Origin of the sequence: Methylobacterium gnaphalii, assembly GCF_007992215.1 — a bacterium.
Classification (GTDB): Bacteria; Pseudomonadota; Alphaproteobacteria; order Rhizobiales; family Beijerinckiaceae; genus Methylobacterium; species Methylobacterium gnaphalii.
Map to the genome: position 1 here is coordinate 26905 of NZ_BJZV01000011.1, position 14092 is coordinate 40996.

General features: G+C 63.2%; 13 protein-coding genes. 12 read left to right on the plus strand and 1 reads right to left on the minus strand.

Features of this window, described 5'->3' with window-relative positions:
• Nucleotides 1–86: 86 nt before the first annotated feature.
• The 12 genes from MGN01_RS10840 to MGN01_RS10890 all read left to right on the plus strand — a co-directional run bounded on the left by MGN01_RS10840 (nt 87) and on the right by MGN01_RS10890 (nt 11593).
• Nucleotides 87–980 (plus strand): class II glutamine amidotransferase, encoded by an 894-nt coding sequence (locus MGN01_RS10840; protein WP_147046630.1) that lies wholly within the window; start codon nt 87–89, stop codon nt 978–980.
• Nucleotides 980–1669, plus strand: a complete 690-nt coding sequence (locus MGN01_RS10845; protein ID WP_147046631.1) for a GltB/FmdC/FwdC-like GXGXG domain-containing protein — start codon at nt 980–982, stop codon at nt 1667–1669. The genes MGN01_RS10840 and MGN01_RS10845 overlap by 1 nt, the downstream gene beginning before the upstream one ends.
• A complete protein-coding gene (locus MGN01_RS10850) occupies nt 1669–3012 on the plus strand; it encodes an FMN-binding glutamate synthase family protein (protein WP_147046632.1) in 1344 nt (447 codons plus the stop codon). Before MGN01_RS10845 ends, MGN01_RS10850 begins: the two co-directional genes overlap by 1 nt.
• A 99-nt stretch (nt 3013–3111) precedes the next feature.
• Entirely contained in the window at nt 3112–4410 is a 1299-nt protein-coding gene (glnT, locus tag MGN01_RS10855; protein ID WP_147046633.1) for a type III glutamate--ammonia ligase, read from the plus strand.
• 353 nt (nt 4411–4763) lie between these two features.
• Nucleotides 4764–6053: an outer membrane beta-barrel protein gene (locus MGN01_RS10860; RefSeq protein WP_147046634.1), complete on the plus strand. Its 1290-nt coding sequence runs from the start codon at nt 4764–4766 to the stop codon at nt 6051–6053.
• 435 nt (nt 6054–6488) lie between these two features.
• Nucleotides 6489–6788, plus strand: coding sequence for a hypothetical protein (locus MGN01_RS10865; protein WP_147046635.1), 300 nt, complete (start codon nt 6489–6491; stop codon nt 6786–6788).
• On the plus strand, nt 6788–7180 hold the full coding sequence (locus tag MGN01_RS10870; protein ID WP_147046636.1) for a hypothetical protein: 393 nt from the start codon (nt 6788–6790) through the stop codon (nt 7178–7180). Before MGN01_RS10865 ends, MGN01_RS10870 begins: the two co-directional genes overlap by 1 nt.
• 60 nt (nt 7181–7240) lie before the next feature.
• Complete coding sequence (locus MGN01_RS23535) at nt 7241–7414, plus strand: hypothetical protein (RefSeq protein WP_170245935.1); 174 nt, start codon at nt 7241–7243, stop codon at nt 7412–7414.
• A 5-nt stretch (nt 7415–7419) separates the two neighbouring features.
• Nucleotides 7420–8856 carry an APC family permease gene (locus MGN01_RS10875; protein ID WP_373319167.1) on the plus strand — a complete coding sequence of 479 codons (1437 nt, stop codon included), beginning with the start codon at nt 7420–7422 and terminating at the stop codon, nt 8854–8856.
• Nucleotides 8857–8863: 7 nt separating this feature from the next.
• Complete coding sequence (locus MGN01_RS10880) at nt 8864–9547, plus strand: hypothetical protein (RefSeq protein WP_147046637.1); 684 nt, start codon at nt 8864–8866, stop codon at nt 9545–9547.
• Nucleotides 9522–9788, plus strand: coding sequence for a hypothetical protein (locus tag MGN01_RS10885; protein ID WP_147046638.1), 267 nt, complete (start codon nt 9522–9524; stop codon nt 9786–9788). The genes MGN01_RS10880 and MGN01_RS10885 overlap by 26 nt, the downstream gene beginning before the upstream one ends.
• A gap of 533 nt (nt 9789–10321) precedes the next feature.
• Entirely contained in the window at nt 10322–11593 is a 1272-nt protein-coding gene (locus MGN01_RS10890; RefSeq protein ID WP_147046639.1) for a Gfo/Idh/MocA family protein, read from the plus strand.
• A gap of 327 nt (nt 11594–11920) precedes the next feature.
• Here the strand turns inward: MGN01_RS10890 and MGN01_RS10895 are convergent, their stop codons facing one another.
• Nucleotides 11921–14059, minus strand: coding sequence for a molybdopterin-containing oxidoreductase family protein (locus tag MGN01_RS10895; RefSeq protein WP_147046640.1), 2139 nt, complete (start codon nt 14057–14059; stop codon nt 11921–11923).
• Between the last annotated feature and the right edge of the window lie 33 nt (nt 14060–14092).

Consider the following 14092-nt stretch of genomic DNA (forward strand, 5'->3'; position numbering starts at 1 on the left):
CCAGGAAATTTTGTTGATCCTCAGTTGACGAACTTCTTGCGGTATGCGAGCAATATCCTGCGCTCCTGATCAATAAGGAACTTGCGATGTGCGGTATTGTCGGGTTGTTTTTAAAGAATCCAAATCTTGAGCCACAGCTCGGCAAGCTTTTGTCGGATATGCTTGAGACGATGACCGATCGCGGTCCCGATAGCGCGGGTATCGCAGTCTACGGCTCAGATACCGAGGGCGTGAAGCTCACCCTGCGTGGCCCGGATCAGGCAGCTCTGGCCGAGACCATCTCCCAGCTTGAGTCGGTGTTCGACCGCTCCTTCGCCAAGACCGCGCGCGACACGCATACCGTGCTCTCCGTGCCGGCCGAGCGCGAGACCAAGATTCGCGCCTGGCTCAAGGAGAACGCCCCCGGCATCGATGTCGTCAGCGCCGGCAAGCGCATGGAGATTTACAAGGAGGTCGGCCTGCCGGCTTCCGTGGCCGAGCGTTTCGATCTCGCCAGCATGTCCGGCAGCCACGGCATCGGACACACCCGCATGGCAACGGAGAGCGCCGTCGTCACCAACGGCGCGCACCCGTTCTCGACGGGCCTCGACGAGTGCCTCGTCCATAACGGCTCACTGTCGAACCATAACGGCATGCGCCGGAAGCTGCAGCGCGAGGGCCTGACCTTCAAGACGCAGAACGATACCGAGGTCGCTGCCGGCTACCTGTCCTGGCGGATGCGCGAGGGTGCCTCGCTGAAGGAGGCACTCGAATCGAGCCTCACGGATCTCGACGGCTTCTTCACCTTCGTCGTCGGCACCGAAAACGGCTTCGCCGTGGTTCGCGATCCGATTGCCTGCAAGCCGGCCGTCATGGCCGAGACGGACGACTATGTCGCCTTCGGCTCGGAGTACCGCGCTCTCGTCGGTCTTCCAGGCATCGAGAACGCGCGCGTCTTCGAGCCGGAGCCTGCCAAGGTCTATGCGTGGGAGCGCCACTGATGCCAACATTCGACCTGAACAACAGCCCCCTGCGTGACCTGAACCAGGCTCTGCACGCGCTGCGGTCCGACACCAACGAGACCCACTGGACGGTCAACCATCCCGAGGGCCGTCACGCCATCGCCGCCGGCCTCGATGCGCCGATCACCGTCGAGATCGAAGGCATCGTCGGCTACTACTGCGCCGGCATGAACAAGCAGGCCAGCGTTCTCATCAACGGGAATGCCGGCGTGGGCGTCGCCGAGAACATGATCTCCGGCTTCGTGCATGTCCGCGGCGATGCCAGCCAGTCGGCTGGCGCCACCGCCCATGGCGGCCTTCTCCTCATCGACGGCAATGCCGGTGCTCGCTGCGGCATCTCGATGAAGGGCATCGACATCGTCGTGAAGAAGTCGATCGGCCACATGTCGGCCTTCATGGCTCAGGCGGGCTCGCTCGTCGTTCTCGGTGATGCCGGTGAGGCACTCGGCGACTCCCTCTACGAGGCGAAGCTCTTCGTGCGTGGGTCAGTCGCCAGCCTCGGTGCAGATTGCATCGAGAAGCCGATGGAGGATGAGCACCGCGAGTTGCTCTACGCCAAGCTGAAGAATGCCGGCCTTGCTGGCGAAGTCGATCCCTCGGACTTCAAGCGCTACGGCTCGGCCCGCACCCTCTACCACTTCCACGTCGACAACGCCGGAGCCTACTGATGGCCGATCATAAGGATCCGCGCGGCACCCCGCGCACCAAGCCCCGCTTCTCCGCGACCTACACGCCCGACGTGATGTCCGAGATCCGCCGCGCTGCGGCGACGGGCATCTACGACATCCGTGGCGCCGGCGCGAAGCGGCCCGTGCCGCATTTCGACGACCTGCTCTTCCTCGGCGCCTCGATCAGCCGCTACCCGCTCGAAGGCTATCGCGAAAAGTGCGGCACCGAGGTTATCCTCGGCTCCCGCTTCGCCAAGAAGCCGATCAAGCTGAAGACGCCGGTGACGATCGCCGGAATGAGCTTCGGCTCGCTCTCGGCCAACGCCAAGGAGGCTCTGGGCCGCGGCGCAACCATCGCCGGTACCTCGACCACCACGGGCGACGGCGGCATGACGCCGGAAGAGCGCGGGCATTCGAAGACGCTGGTCTATCAATACCTGCCATCGCGCTACGGCATGAACCCTGACGATCTGCGCAAGGCGGACGCGATCGAGGTGGTGATCGGGCAGGGCGCCAAGCCCGGCGGTGGCGGCATGCTGCTCGGCCAGAAGATCACCGAGCGTGTCGCCGGCATGCGCTGCCTGCCCCCGGGCGTCGACCAGCGCTCGGCCTGCCGGCATCCTGACTGGACCGGCCCCGACGATCTCGAGATCAAGATCGGCGAGCTGCGCGAGGTCACGGATTGGGAGAAGCCGATCTACGTGAAGGTTGGTGCCTCGCGGCCGTATTACGACACGGCGCTCGCCGTGAAGTCCGGCGCCGACGTCGTGGTGCTCGACGGCATGCAGGGCGGCACCGCGGCCACCCAGGACGTGTTCATCGAGCATGTCGGCATCCCGACGCTCGCTGCAATCCGTCCGGCCGTGCAGGCGCTTCAGGATCTCGGCATGCACCGCAAGGTGCAACTCATCATCTCGGGCGGTATCCGCTCAGGAGCCGATGTCGCCAAGGCTCTGGCGCTGGGTGCCGATGCAGTTGCCATCGGAACCGCTGCCCTGATCGCGCTCGGAGACAACGACCCCCGCTGGGAAGCCGAGTACCAGGCGCTCGGGACCACTGCCGGTGCCTATGACGACTGGCACGAGGGCAAGGATCCGGCCGGCATCACCACCCAGGATCCGGAACTGATGAAACGCCTCGATCCGGAGCTCGCCGGGCGCCGTCTGGCCAACTTCCTCGCGGTGATGACGCTGGAAGCTCAGACCATCGCCCGCGCCGCGGGCAAGAGCCACCTGCACAACCTTGAGCCGGAGGATCTGGTGGCTCTGACCATCGAAGCCGCGGCGATGGCGCAGGTTCCGCTGGCCGGCACCAACTGGGTTCCGGGCAAGACCGGTCTCTAGAAACATCGAGGGTCGCCCTGAACGGGGGCGGCCCTTTTTGTTGGCAGGCTACTTGCTGACAGGCCACAAGCATTCATCAGCCCTTGGGAGGGTTTAGCGATGGCAACAGATCTCGAAATCACCGCCAAAGAGCGCGGGATCAAATATTTTCTTGTCTCGTACACTGATCTGTTCGGCACGCAGCGCGCCAAGCTCGTGCCAGCATCCAAAATCAGGACCTGTTGCGAGGATGGAGCAGGCTTCGCCGGCTTTGCGACTTGGCTCGACATGAGCCCTGCCGATTCCGACCTGCTCGCAGTGCCTGATCCCGATGGCCTGATCCAGCTGCCCTGGAAGCCCGAGGTGGGCTGGCTGCCCGCCGACCTCTACATGGACGGCAAGCCTGTCGATCAGGGCCCGCGCAATATCCTCAAGCGCCTGATCAAGGAGGCCGCGCAGGACGGCTACCAGATGAAGACTGGCGTCGAGCCGGAGTTCTTCCTGATCACGCCCTGTGGTAGCGAACCGGCCGACATGGCCGACAAGCAGATGAAGCCCTGCTACGACCAGTCCGCCCTGATGCGCCGCTACGACGTCATCGCAGAAATCTGCGACGCCATGATCGCGCTCGGCTGGAACCCCTACCAGAACGACCACGAGGACGCGAACGGCCAGTTCGAGATGAACTGGGACTATGACGATGCGCTCGTGACCGCCGACCGTCACGCCTTCTTCAAATACATGACCCGCTCCATTGCCGAGAAGCACGGCTTTCGCGCGACCTTCATGCCCAAGCCATTCTTGGAGCTGACCGGCTCGGGCTGTCACGCGCACGTCTCACTGTGGCGGGATGGTGAGAACGTCTTCAAGGACAAGTCGGACGAGATCGGCCTGTCGCGGATCGGCTATCACTTCATCGGCGGCCTGATCCATTCGGCCGACGCGCTCGCGGCGATCACCAACCCGACGGTGAATTCCTACAAGCGCATCAACGCCCCGCGCACGACTTCGGGAGCGACCTGGGCGCCGAACACCGTCACCTATACGGGCAACAACCGGACGCACATGGTCCGGGTGCCGGGTGGCGGCCGCTTTGAGTTCCGGCTCCCAGACGGTGCGGTGAACCCCTATCTGCTGCAGGCAGGCATCCTTGCCGCCGGGCTTGACGGCATGCGGCAGGAGCGCGACCCGGGCAAACGCCTCGACATCAACATGTACACCGAGGGTCACAACCTCGAGGGCGTGAAGCGGCTTCCGCTGAACATGCTCGACGCGATGCGTGCTCTGGAGAAGAGCAGCGTCCTGAACGAGGCCTTCGGCTCCTTCGTGCCGAGCTACCTCAAGCTCAAGCAGGACGAGTGGAACTGTTATTGCGGCCACCTGACCGAGTGGGAGCGCAATAACACCCTTGATTGCTGAGGAGCCGAACCTTGCCGGGCGGCTAGGCCGCCCGGTGCCGAATTGGGCCGGGGAGATTCGTCCGCCACAAGACAAGACGCACTGCAGCAAAGACTTTGCTGCAGTGCGTTCGATTGATTCCTGAGATCTATTTAACTCAACCTAGCGACCCCAAAGTGCGACCGTTGCACGATTGGTACATCGTCACCCGAAATCCCCACTGATCCTGCAACGACGAATTTTTCTGCTTGAGCTCGAATGTTTCTTGGCAGGATACTGCCGAGGTTGTCGCCTGGGTGCCTTTCCAGCCGCGACATGACGTCGGTTTGGCCGCGCCGAGCGGCCGCAGAAAAAACTAGGGGGGCCGGTTCGACATGGCATTCAAGACGACGATGCGCGCCACGACGACCGTGCTCGCCCTGCTGGCCGCAGGGTCCGCCTCCGCTGCCGACATACCCTCTGCCACGCTGACCCCAGTTCCCGCTCCACCCGAGCACTGCAAGGCGACGATCTCGACCCCCGCCTATGGTCCGACCATCAAGGCAAACCCGAACCCAGCCTGTTTTGAATCGCCGATTGGCGATCTCTATATCGGCGGCGCCGTGTCGGGAGTGGCCTATAACTTCTCGCCCCCGTTCAGCCCGAACTCCGCGACATTTCCGTTGCCCTTCAATACGGGCCGTGACGAGCAGAACCGGGTCGATTTCACCAACCTGATGGCCACGATCCAGAAGGCGGATGGGCCTTTCCAGTTCTACGTCCAGGCCGGACTGTACTCGTTCCCACTGCTCGGCTTCCCGCTCTACTCCTCGTTCGATCAGAACTCGCTGTTCTTCGGACCCGTGCCGATCGCCTACGGCAAGTACCAGATCAACGACGAATGGTCGGTCCAGGGTGGCCGGATGTTCGGCAATATCGGCTCGGAAGGGTTGTTCACGTATCAGCGCATGAACATCTCGGGCGGCCTGTTGTTCAACCAGGAGATCTTCCTGAACCAGGGCGTGCAGGCCAATTATTCGAGCGGCCCGTGGAACGCCTCGATTGCCGTCACCGATGGTTTCTTCTCGGGTGAGCTAAACTGGGTCACGGGCCTGGTGACCTACAAGCTCGATGACAACAATACCATCGGCATCAACGGCGGCACGCACTTCAGCCGGTTCAACAGCCTCGAGCGTGGCTCGAAGTTTCAGTATGCGACGCCGAACACGCTGCAGAACAGCAGCATCGTCAGCGTGAATTATACTTACGCGAACGGCCCTTGGACGATCACCCCCTACGCTCAGTACACCAGTGTCGAGCGTGATCTCAGTATCGGCAATCCCGGTGCCGAGACCTACGGTGCCGCGATTCTCGCAGCCTACAGCTTCACAGATTGGTTCTCGCTCGCCGGGCGTGTCGAATACATCGCTCAGAACGGCAGCCGATTTAACAGTGCCGGCGTCAACAATCTGCTCTACGGTGCAGGCAGCTCGGCGCTTTCTTACACCATCACGCCGACCTTCAACTTCGACCGCTTCTTTGTCCGCGGCGAGTACTCGCACGTCGACCTTTACGACATCCAGATCGGCAATTTGGCCCTCGGAACGCTCGGCACAGGCTTGGGCCGCACCGGCAACGTGCGAAGCCAGGACCGCTTCATGATCGAGACCGGCTTTACGTTCTAAGAGCGAATGCTTTCTTCCAAAGCGATTACGGCCTCGGAGCAATTCCCGGCAGATCATGCTGTCGGGAATTGAACGTCTGATCCAACTCCCCGGTCGCTTGCCGATGGGGAGTTTTCTTTGAAATGTCAGCCGAGTCGGCAGCGCTCGAATCTCCAACGGCTGCCCATCGACCCTTCATAGGACTCAATCCGAAACCGCCCGTAACGGCGAACGCATCGGTGCTGGACACTCGGCCCGACATGCCTCACCAAGTATTGACGCATCGATATTTCGTCAGTGGTTTCAGCAGCATACGGGTTTTTCGCAAAATTCTGCACAATGATGCGGTCGGGTGCCATTTGCGTGTTGACAGGCCCGCGTTGAAGGCAGAATATTTCCTACAAAGAATACGGCATTCCTTCAAGGAATAGCCGATAGGGAAGGAAGGACGCCGTGATGCATCGGGATCCCCGCATCGACGCGATGTTTAATCGCGACCGAACAGCTGCCAGCTTTGCAGTCTTCGTCGTCTGGCTCGTCTACGGCTTTACTTTCTGGATGATGCGCGACGTGTTCGCGGAGAGTCACATCCTGCCAATCATGGCGACCCTCGGGCTCATCGTCGTATTCCTGAATTCCGCGGCCGTCGTGGCCATGATCAAGCACTATGGCGAGGACCGGGATTCGATCTACGGCACTGACATCTACTATCTCGACCGCGCTCGGGAAGCGCGGCGTACAAAGGGAGCTGCTTGATGAAGACGCCCTACGAGCCTCCGAAGCAGCCCATCGGCGGCCAAATCTTCGATGCTGTCCTGATGCTAGTCTTGGTCTTCATTACACTCTACCTGCCACTCTGGCTGAAACTCGCTGGCAGCGGCACCTCGACGAAAGACTACACGAACCCGACTTGGCAGGATCTCGGCCAGAACGCGACGATGGTCGAGCAATGGACGAAACTCGGGTTCACCCCTGAGAAGGCCGCGCCGATCATCGGCACCCGGTTCGACTATGACTTCAACATCACCGCCCTGATCATAACCTTCGCGATCATCGTCGGATATTTCGTATTCATGTTCGTTTACTCGAACAAGGAATACAAAGAGGTCATCGCTGAGAAATTCTCTCGCTCGAATTCAGCGCGGTAGCACCGCCGCGTCCCGCTAAGCCGGGAAGCCTTTGCTCAGTCCCGAACAAGGAGTTCCAACGTGGTCTTGTTCATGAATTGGGGAGCCTGGGCGGTCGCCTGTGCTCTCGCTTTCTGGATGTTGTTCGATCTGGTGAAGACGGATCGAAGCTTCGACGAAGAATATCTGCTGTCTTCCGCCGAGGGCGAGATCGTGGACAGCGAAGTTGGCGAATCGGCTGCGAGGGCGGAATGAACGAGATGCGCGCTCCCAACGTCGGGCTGTCGGAGCCGACGACACTTCATCCCTCTGTGCGCGATACCGCAGGCTCAAAGAAGATCGCGCTATTGCGCGTCCTCGGCCCGGGTCACGTCTGGGCGCTCGGGGTCGGCATCGTCCTCGTCGGCGAGTTCATGGGATGGAACTTCGCAGTCGGCAAGGGCGGGCCGGTCGCAGCGCTTACAGCCTGCTGGCTCGCCGGCATCCTCTATACCTGCGTCGCGATGATCGATTCCGAGATCACCTCGACCGTCGCCGCCGCGGGCGGGCAATATGCGCAGGCCAAGCACATCATCGGGCCGCTCGCGGCATTCAATGTCGGCCTCTACCTCGTCATGGCCTACACGATGCTCGAAGTCTCGAATGCCATCGTCACCGGCGATTTGATCGAGGCATTCGCGACGAATGCCGGACTTGAAGGGGCCGTCGACAAACGCGCATTCATGGTGCTGACTGTGGTGGGGTTGGCCTTCCTGAACTATCGCGGCGTACTCGCGACGCTGACGCTGAACCTCGTCATTACCGCAGCCGCCTTCGCGGCCATCGTGGTGCTGTTTGTGGCGGCGCAGCCTTGGGCACCCGGCGCGGTGCTGAAGCACGGCGATCTGCTCGGCGGCTTGCCCTACGGCTCGCTCGGCATCCTCGCGGCCATGCATTTCGGATTGTGGTTCTATCTCGGCATCGAGGGCACGACGCAGGCTGCGGAAGAAGTCCGCTCACCGGCCCGCGCCCTGCCGCTCGGCACCATGGCCGGCATGATGACGCTGCTGATCGCGGCGACCATTACCTGGTATGTCTGCACCGGCCTGATGCCCTGGGAGTATCTCGGCCAAGCTGTCACGCCACTCTACGATGCGGCCCGCCTGACCGGAAACCGCTGGCTCGAGACGGCACTCTTCCTCGGAACGCTCTTTGCAACCATCGCATCGGCCAATGGCTGCATCAACGATGCGTCCCGCGCCTGGTTCGCCATGGGCCGCGACCGCTACATGCCGGTTTGGTTCGGTGCGGTGCACCCAACCTACCGGACGCCTTACCGCGCGATCGTCTTCTTCGCGCCGATCGCCATCGTCTTTGCGGTCTCCACGCCGCTCGATCAGACCATCACCCTGTCGATCCTATCGGGTCTGCTCGGTTACACCCTGATGGCCCTGTCGATCATCGTGTTTCGCCGCAAATGGCCGCTTGGAGTGATCCCGCGGGGCTACGTGCACCCGCTGCATCCTCTGCCGGCGCTGATCCTGCTGACGCTCTGTACGACGACCTATGTCGCGGTGTTCCTCGGCTACGGCACGCAGCTCATGGCGATGACGGCTTTCTACATCTTCGCGTCGGTCTGGTTCGTTCTGCACCGCTACAAGTATGTCCGGCGCGGCGATCAGTTCACGATGCCTTGGCCGAAGCCTCGGGGATATTAGGCGCAACGTGCTCACCCTCGCAGCATGCGCGGTTCTGGCGATGGCAGCATGGCTCTGCCGTCGCCATTCCGTGCGCGTTGCACACGAACGACGAAACCTGCTCGGTTCGCTAGCCCCACTTTTCGACGCCCCCCCGGATCGCGGAGTCGATCGCGCCGGCTTCGCTACGCTGACGGGACGCTACCGGGCCTGTCCGATCCACCTGTCCCTGCTCGCCGACTCTCTGGCCTTTCGCCGGCTGCCGCAGCTCTGGTGCAGGATCGAGGTCCGGGTGCCGATTGCGGGAACGCAGGCTCTCGCCGTTTTACGCCGGTCGACAAACGTAGAGTTCTACTCCCCCGCCGCGGACATGCCCGCGCGTCACGAGGTGCCGGTGGGATGGCCGCAAGACACGCTCGTACGCGGCACCGCGCAGTCACGGCCTCTGTTGGACCGGCTGACAGCGCCGGCCGGCAAGCTCCTCGCCGATCCTCGACTCAAGGAGATTCTCGTCACGCCGCGGGGCCTGCGGATCTCGATCCAGGCCTGCGAGGGCGAACGCGGCGCCTACTTGCTTATGCGGGGAAACCGCTTCGCCTACGAGCAGATCAGTCCTCAAAACCTTCTCAAAACGCTCGATGCCGCCGTCGATCTGTCGGCTGCTCTCCAGTACCAGGAACCATGTGATGCGCGTCTTCCGGCTCAACCCTGACCCGCTCTTCGTCCTCGCGACGGCGATCGTTCTGCCCGGCATGGGCCACGTCCTGACGGGACGCGCCAACCGGGGGTTAGGCTTCGCGGCGTTCACGGTGGTCGGCGCCTGGCTGACCACTCACTTCGCAGCGCCGGATGCCAGCATGATCGGGCGGCATGCCGCGGGGCTTTTCGTGTGGGCACTCTCGATTCCGGATGCCTATCGCGGCGCTAAGTTACGTTCGACCCAAGCGGCCTGACAGTTCAGATATTCTTGGCGACCCACTATTTGGGGCTTCGAAGCGCAGCTATTCGGCTGAGCGTACATGCAGCACGGCGCGCTCGCACCGCTGGCCTTGTTAAGATCGATCAGGTCGACGCCCGCACCGGCGGGGGCTCCAGCCGCTGCGATGACCGCGCCGCCGGCTGGCCCGTACCGGTTCATCACTGCAATGACCCGCGGCGCCACCGTCGAAAGGCTCGGGACGCGGAGACCAAGAAGGACCGCGCAACGACATATGCCTCGGTGTCGGCGGCCTCGGTGTGGACTCTACCTGTCACGTGCTGCGTCTCAACGGCATGAGCCGCTCAGGGGTAGGGTGGTCTTGAGCAAGCCGAAGAGCTGCCAGCGCTGCCAGTGGCAGTGAACTCCGTTCGATCCCAGCGGTTTCCCGAGACGATGCGAGCGCGGTCCGACTGGGCGTGAGCGTTAGTCCGCTTGGTGGCGCCGACCCGGCATCCACGCGGCGATCCGCGTAGCCGGTCTTCTCACAAACATCAGCAGGACCCCACCATGGTCGACACAACGCGCAGAAGCGTTCTCGGCGCAGCCGCAGGCTTGGCCGGCGTTCCCTTGATCGGCGCGGCCTCGGCAGCGGAAGGTCAGCCGGCGCCGCTCTTGGGCCATGTCGAGAACGGTAAGGTGGTCCTGCCGTCTCTGCGGGCGCCGAGCGAGGGTAGTGAGACGTTGCCCAATCCCGATCCGCTTCCGCGGCGGCTCGGCATTGCGGTCGTCGGCATCGGCCATCTGACACTCGAACAGATCATGCCGGGCTTCGCCGAGGCCCGGCACGTCAAGCCGGTCGCGCTCGTGAGCGGTAATCGGGACAAGGCGCGCACGATCGCGGCGCAATACGGCGTGCCGGACAAGAACCTCTACGACTATGCGGGCTTCGATGCGATCCGCGACAATCCCGAGATCGAGGCGGTCTACATCGTGCTGCCAAACGCGATGCATGCCGAGTTTACTGAACGTGCCGCGCGCGCCGGCAAGCATGTGCTCTGCGAGAAACCGATGGCGACGTCGGTAGCGGAGGCCGAGCGAATGGTCACCGCCTGCCGGCAGGCCGGTCGCAAGCTGATGATAGCCTATCGCCTGCAGTACAACGTCGCCCACCGTAGCCTTGTCGACCTCGCCCGCCGCAAGGTCTTCGGCGAGTTGCGCCTGATCGAGGCGGTCAACACGCAACACGATGCCGCGCCTGGTCAGTGGCGGCAGATCAAGGCCCTGGCCGGCGGCGGCTCGCTGCCGGATATCGGTCTCTACTGCCTCAGCGCCTTCCGCTACATCACCGGCGAAGAGCCGGTGGAGGTGACGGGGCGCATCACGCAGCCCCGCAACGACCCACGGTTCCGAGAAATCGAGGACGTCTCGCAGTTTACACTTCAATTCCCGTCTGGCGTTTTCGCAACGGGCACCGCGGGCTACAGCATGCACGAGAGCCGTCGCCTGAGAGCGGTTGCGACGGAGGGTTGGTTCGGGCTCGATCCGGCCTTCAGCTACAACAATCTCGCCATGGAGATCGGTCACCGCGCCGGCCCGGCCACTGCGCAGGAGCGCCGGGTCTTCGCGCCCCGCAACCAATTCGCGGTGGAGATGGACCACTTCGCGCAGTGCATCCGCGCCGATCGGGAGCCGCATACGGCAGGCGAAGAGGGCCTCCAGGACCAGCGCATCATGGCGGCCATCTACGAGGCGGCGCTCGGTGGGGGCGTCGTCAAGATGCCGGCCAGTGACCGACTCGACGCCACGCGCGGGCCCCTGCCGGAGGAGCAGGGCGGCTGAGCCACGAGATCAGGATGGCCAGCAACGCGACGACGATGTGGGCCGCGCGCGATGCGCCGACACGCCGAGAGCAACCGAGCAGCTGCGCAGGAAATAGAGCTGGGACGGGGCATGGCCTTCCGGCCCCGACCAGCCTCATCATCGGCCGGCGCTTACCGGCTCGATGGCAAGGCTGGGTATACTAATGGTGCCGCTGGTTGGCCTAGTGCGCCAAGCCTTCAGTCAGCATTGCTGCGCGAACCTAAAGGAATCCGGGCAATACCCGCGAGGTTGCGGCTATCGCCCTGGATTGCATCGCTCCCTACGCAACGACGGTGAGTTGGACGATTACGCCGAACTCGCCAGCCCCACCTCGACGAGGTTGTCGCTGAAGGTCGGCGAGTGGCCCATGCCGCCGTATTTCGATGAGCTCACCACATTCACCGCGCCGTCCCGGTTGAGCGAGTGCCAGTAGCCGAGGGATGCTACGACCACGCCGGGCGGCACGTCCTCCGTCACCTGCGCCTGCCCGTGGAAGGTGCCGCGCTCGTTGAAGACACGAACCAGGGCGCCCTCGGTGATCTGCCGGCCCAAGGCATCGGACGGGTTGATCAGGATCGACTGCTCGCCCTGCTTGGCGATCTTGTGCGCCTCGTTCGCGTATTGCGAATTGAGGAAGCCGTGGCTCTTTGGCGAGACGATGTTGAGTGGGAAGCGTGCGGCAAGGGCGCCATTGGTCTCCGGCCGCTCGTTCGCCGGCACATAGCCGGGCAGGGGATCGAGCGGCTCGCCGCCCTGCTGGGCTTCGTACATCTGCCGGAAGGGCGGGGCGACGAAGTTGCCGCTGTCGAGGGCGCCTTGCGAGAAGAACTCGCACTTGCCGGAGGCCGTCGGGAAGTTGCCTTCGGCATGCGGTGTTCGCGTCTCCGGGTCGCCAACGTTGAGACGATACCACCCCGTCCGGCGGAACTCCTCCATGCTCGCACCCGCCATCTTCGGGCTGTCCCAGTCGAGGTACCACTCCATCAGCTCGATCTCGCTCATGGAGAATTGCGGGTCATCGAAGCCGAAGCGCTTGGCGAGCCGACGGAACAGCTCGGCATTGGAGACGGTCTCTCCTGGCGGCTCGATGGCCTTCTGATTGAGCGTGAAGAAGAAATGGCCCCAGGAGAACATCATGTCGTCGTGCTCGGCCGCCATGGTGGCCGGCAGCAGGATGTCGGCATAGCGGGCCGTATCGGTGATGAAGTGCTCGCTCACCACCGTGAACAGGTCCTCACGGGCCAGCCCCCTCTTGATCGCCGCAGTTTCCGTGGAGTTCGAGACAGGGTTGGCATTATAGACCATCAGCGCGTGGATGCCGGGGTTCAGGCCAGCCTCACCGTTGAGCACGGCGCCGAGCTTCAGAACGTTCACCGCGCGGGTGCCCTCCGGAATCCAGTCCGGCCGGCAGACGCGGTCCCAGTGCACTGGGAACTCCCAGAGCGGCATCTGGTAGATCCCACCGCCGGGATCCTTCCAGGCGCCGGTCAGCGCCGGCAGCGAGAAGATGGCACGCAGGGCCTGCGCCCCTCCGGCACTGCGCTCGACGGCGACGCCGGGGCGGATCGCAGCGTTGCGGGTGGTGGCGTATTCATGCGCCAGCATGCGGATATCGGCCGCCGGCACGCCGCAGATCTGCTCGGCATATTCAGGTGTGAAGGACTCGGCGCGCTCTTTCAGCTGGTCGAAGCCGATCGTGTGCTTCTCCACGTAGTCGCGGTCGATCAGGTTCCCGTTGATGATGCAGTGGATCAGCGCCATCGCCAGAGCACCGTCAGTGCCGGGCTTCGGCATGATGTGCCAGTCGGCCTCCTTGGCGGTGCGCGAACGGTAGGGATCGATCACCACCACCTTGGCGCCGTGGCGCTGCGCATCCTTCACCACGTGCCAGTGGTGGATGTTGGTCGAGATCGAGTTGCAGCCCCAGATCACGATGTACTTGGACTGGGTGAAGCTCATCGGGTCGAGGCCGTTGGTCGGCCCCACGGTGAGCAGCCAGGCTGTGCACGATCCCGAGCCGCAGAAGGTCTTTTCCGCGACGCTGGCGCCGAGCTTGTTGAAGAAGGCGTCGCCGACGGTGAGGCCCTGCACCACCCCCTCGTTGCCGAGGTAATTGTAGGGCAGAATCGCCTCGCGGCCGTGCCGCGCGATCACGTCCTGGAAGCCGTTATAGACTTCATCGAGCGCCTCGGCCCAGGAGATGCGGGTGAACTGGCCCGAACCCTTCGGACCGGTGCGGCGCATCGGGTAGAGGATGCGGTCCGAGTTGTAGTGGTGCCGCTCGAAATCCTTGACCTTCACGCAGAGCGAGCCGCGGGTCATCGGGTGCTCGGGATTGCCTCTCACGCTGATCAGCCGGCCCTCTTCGATCGTGTAGATCATCGAGCAGGTGTCGGGGCAGTCGTGCGGACAGGCTCCGAGCTTCGTCGTCTGTGCGGCAGGCATTGGCGTTTCTCCCTGAATGCGCCCTTTGGGCGT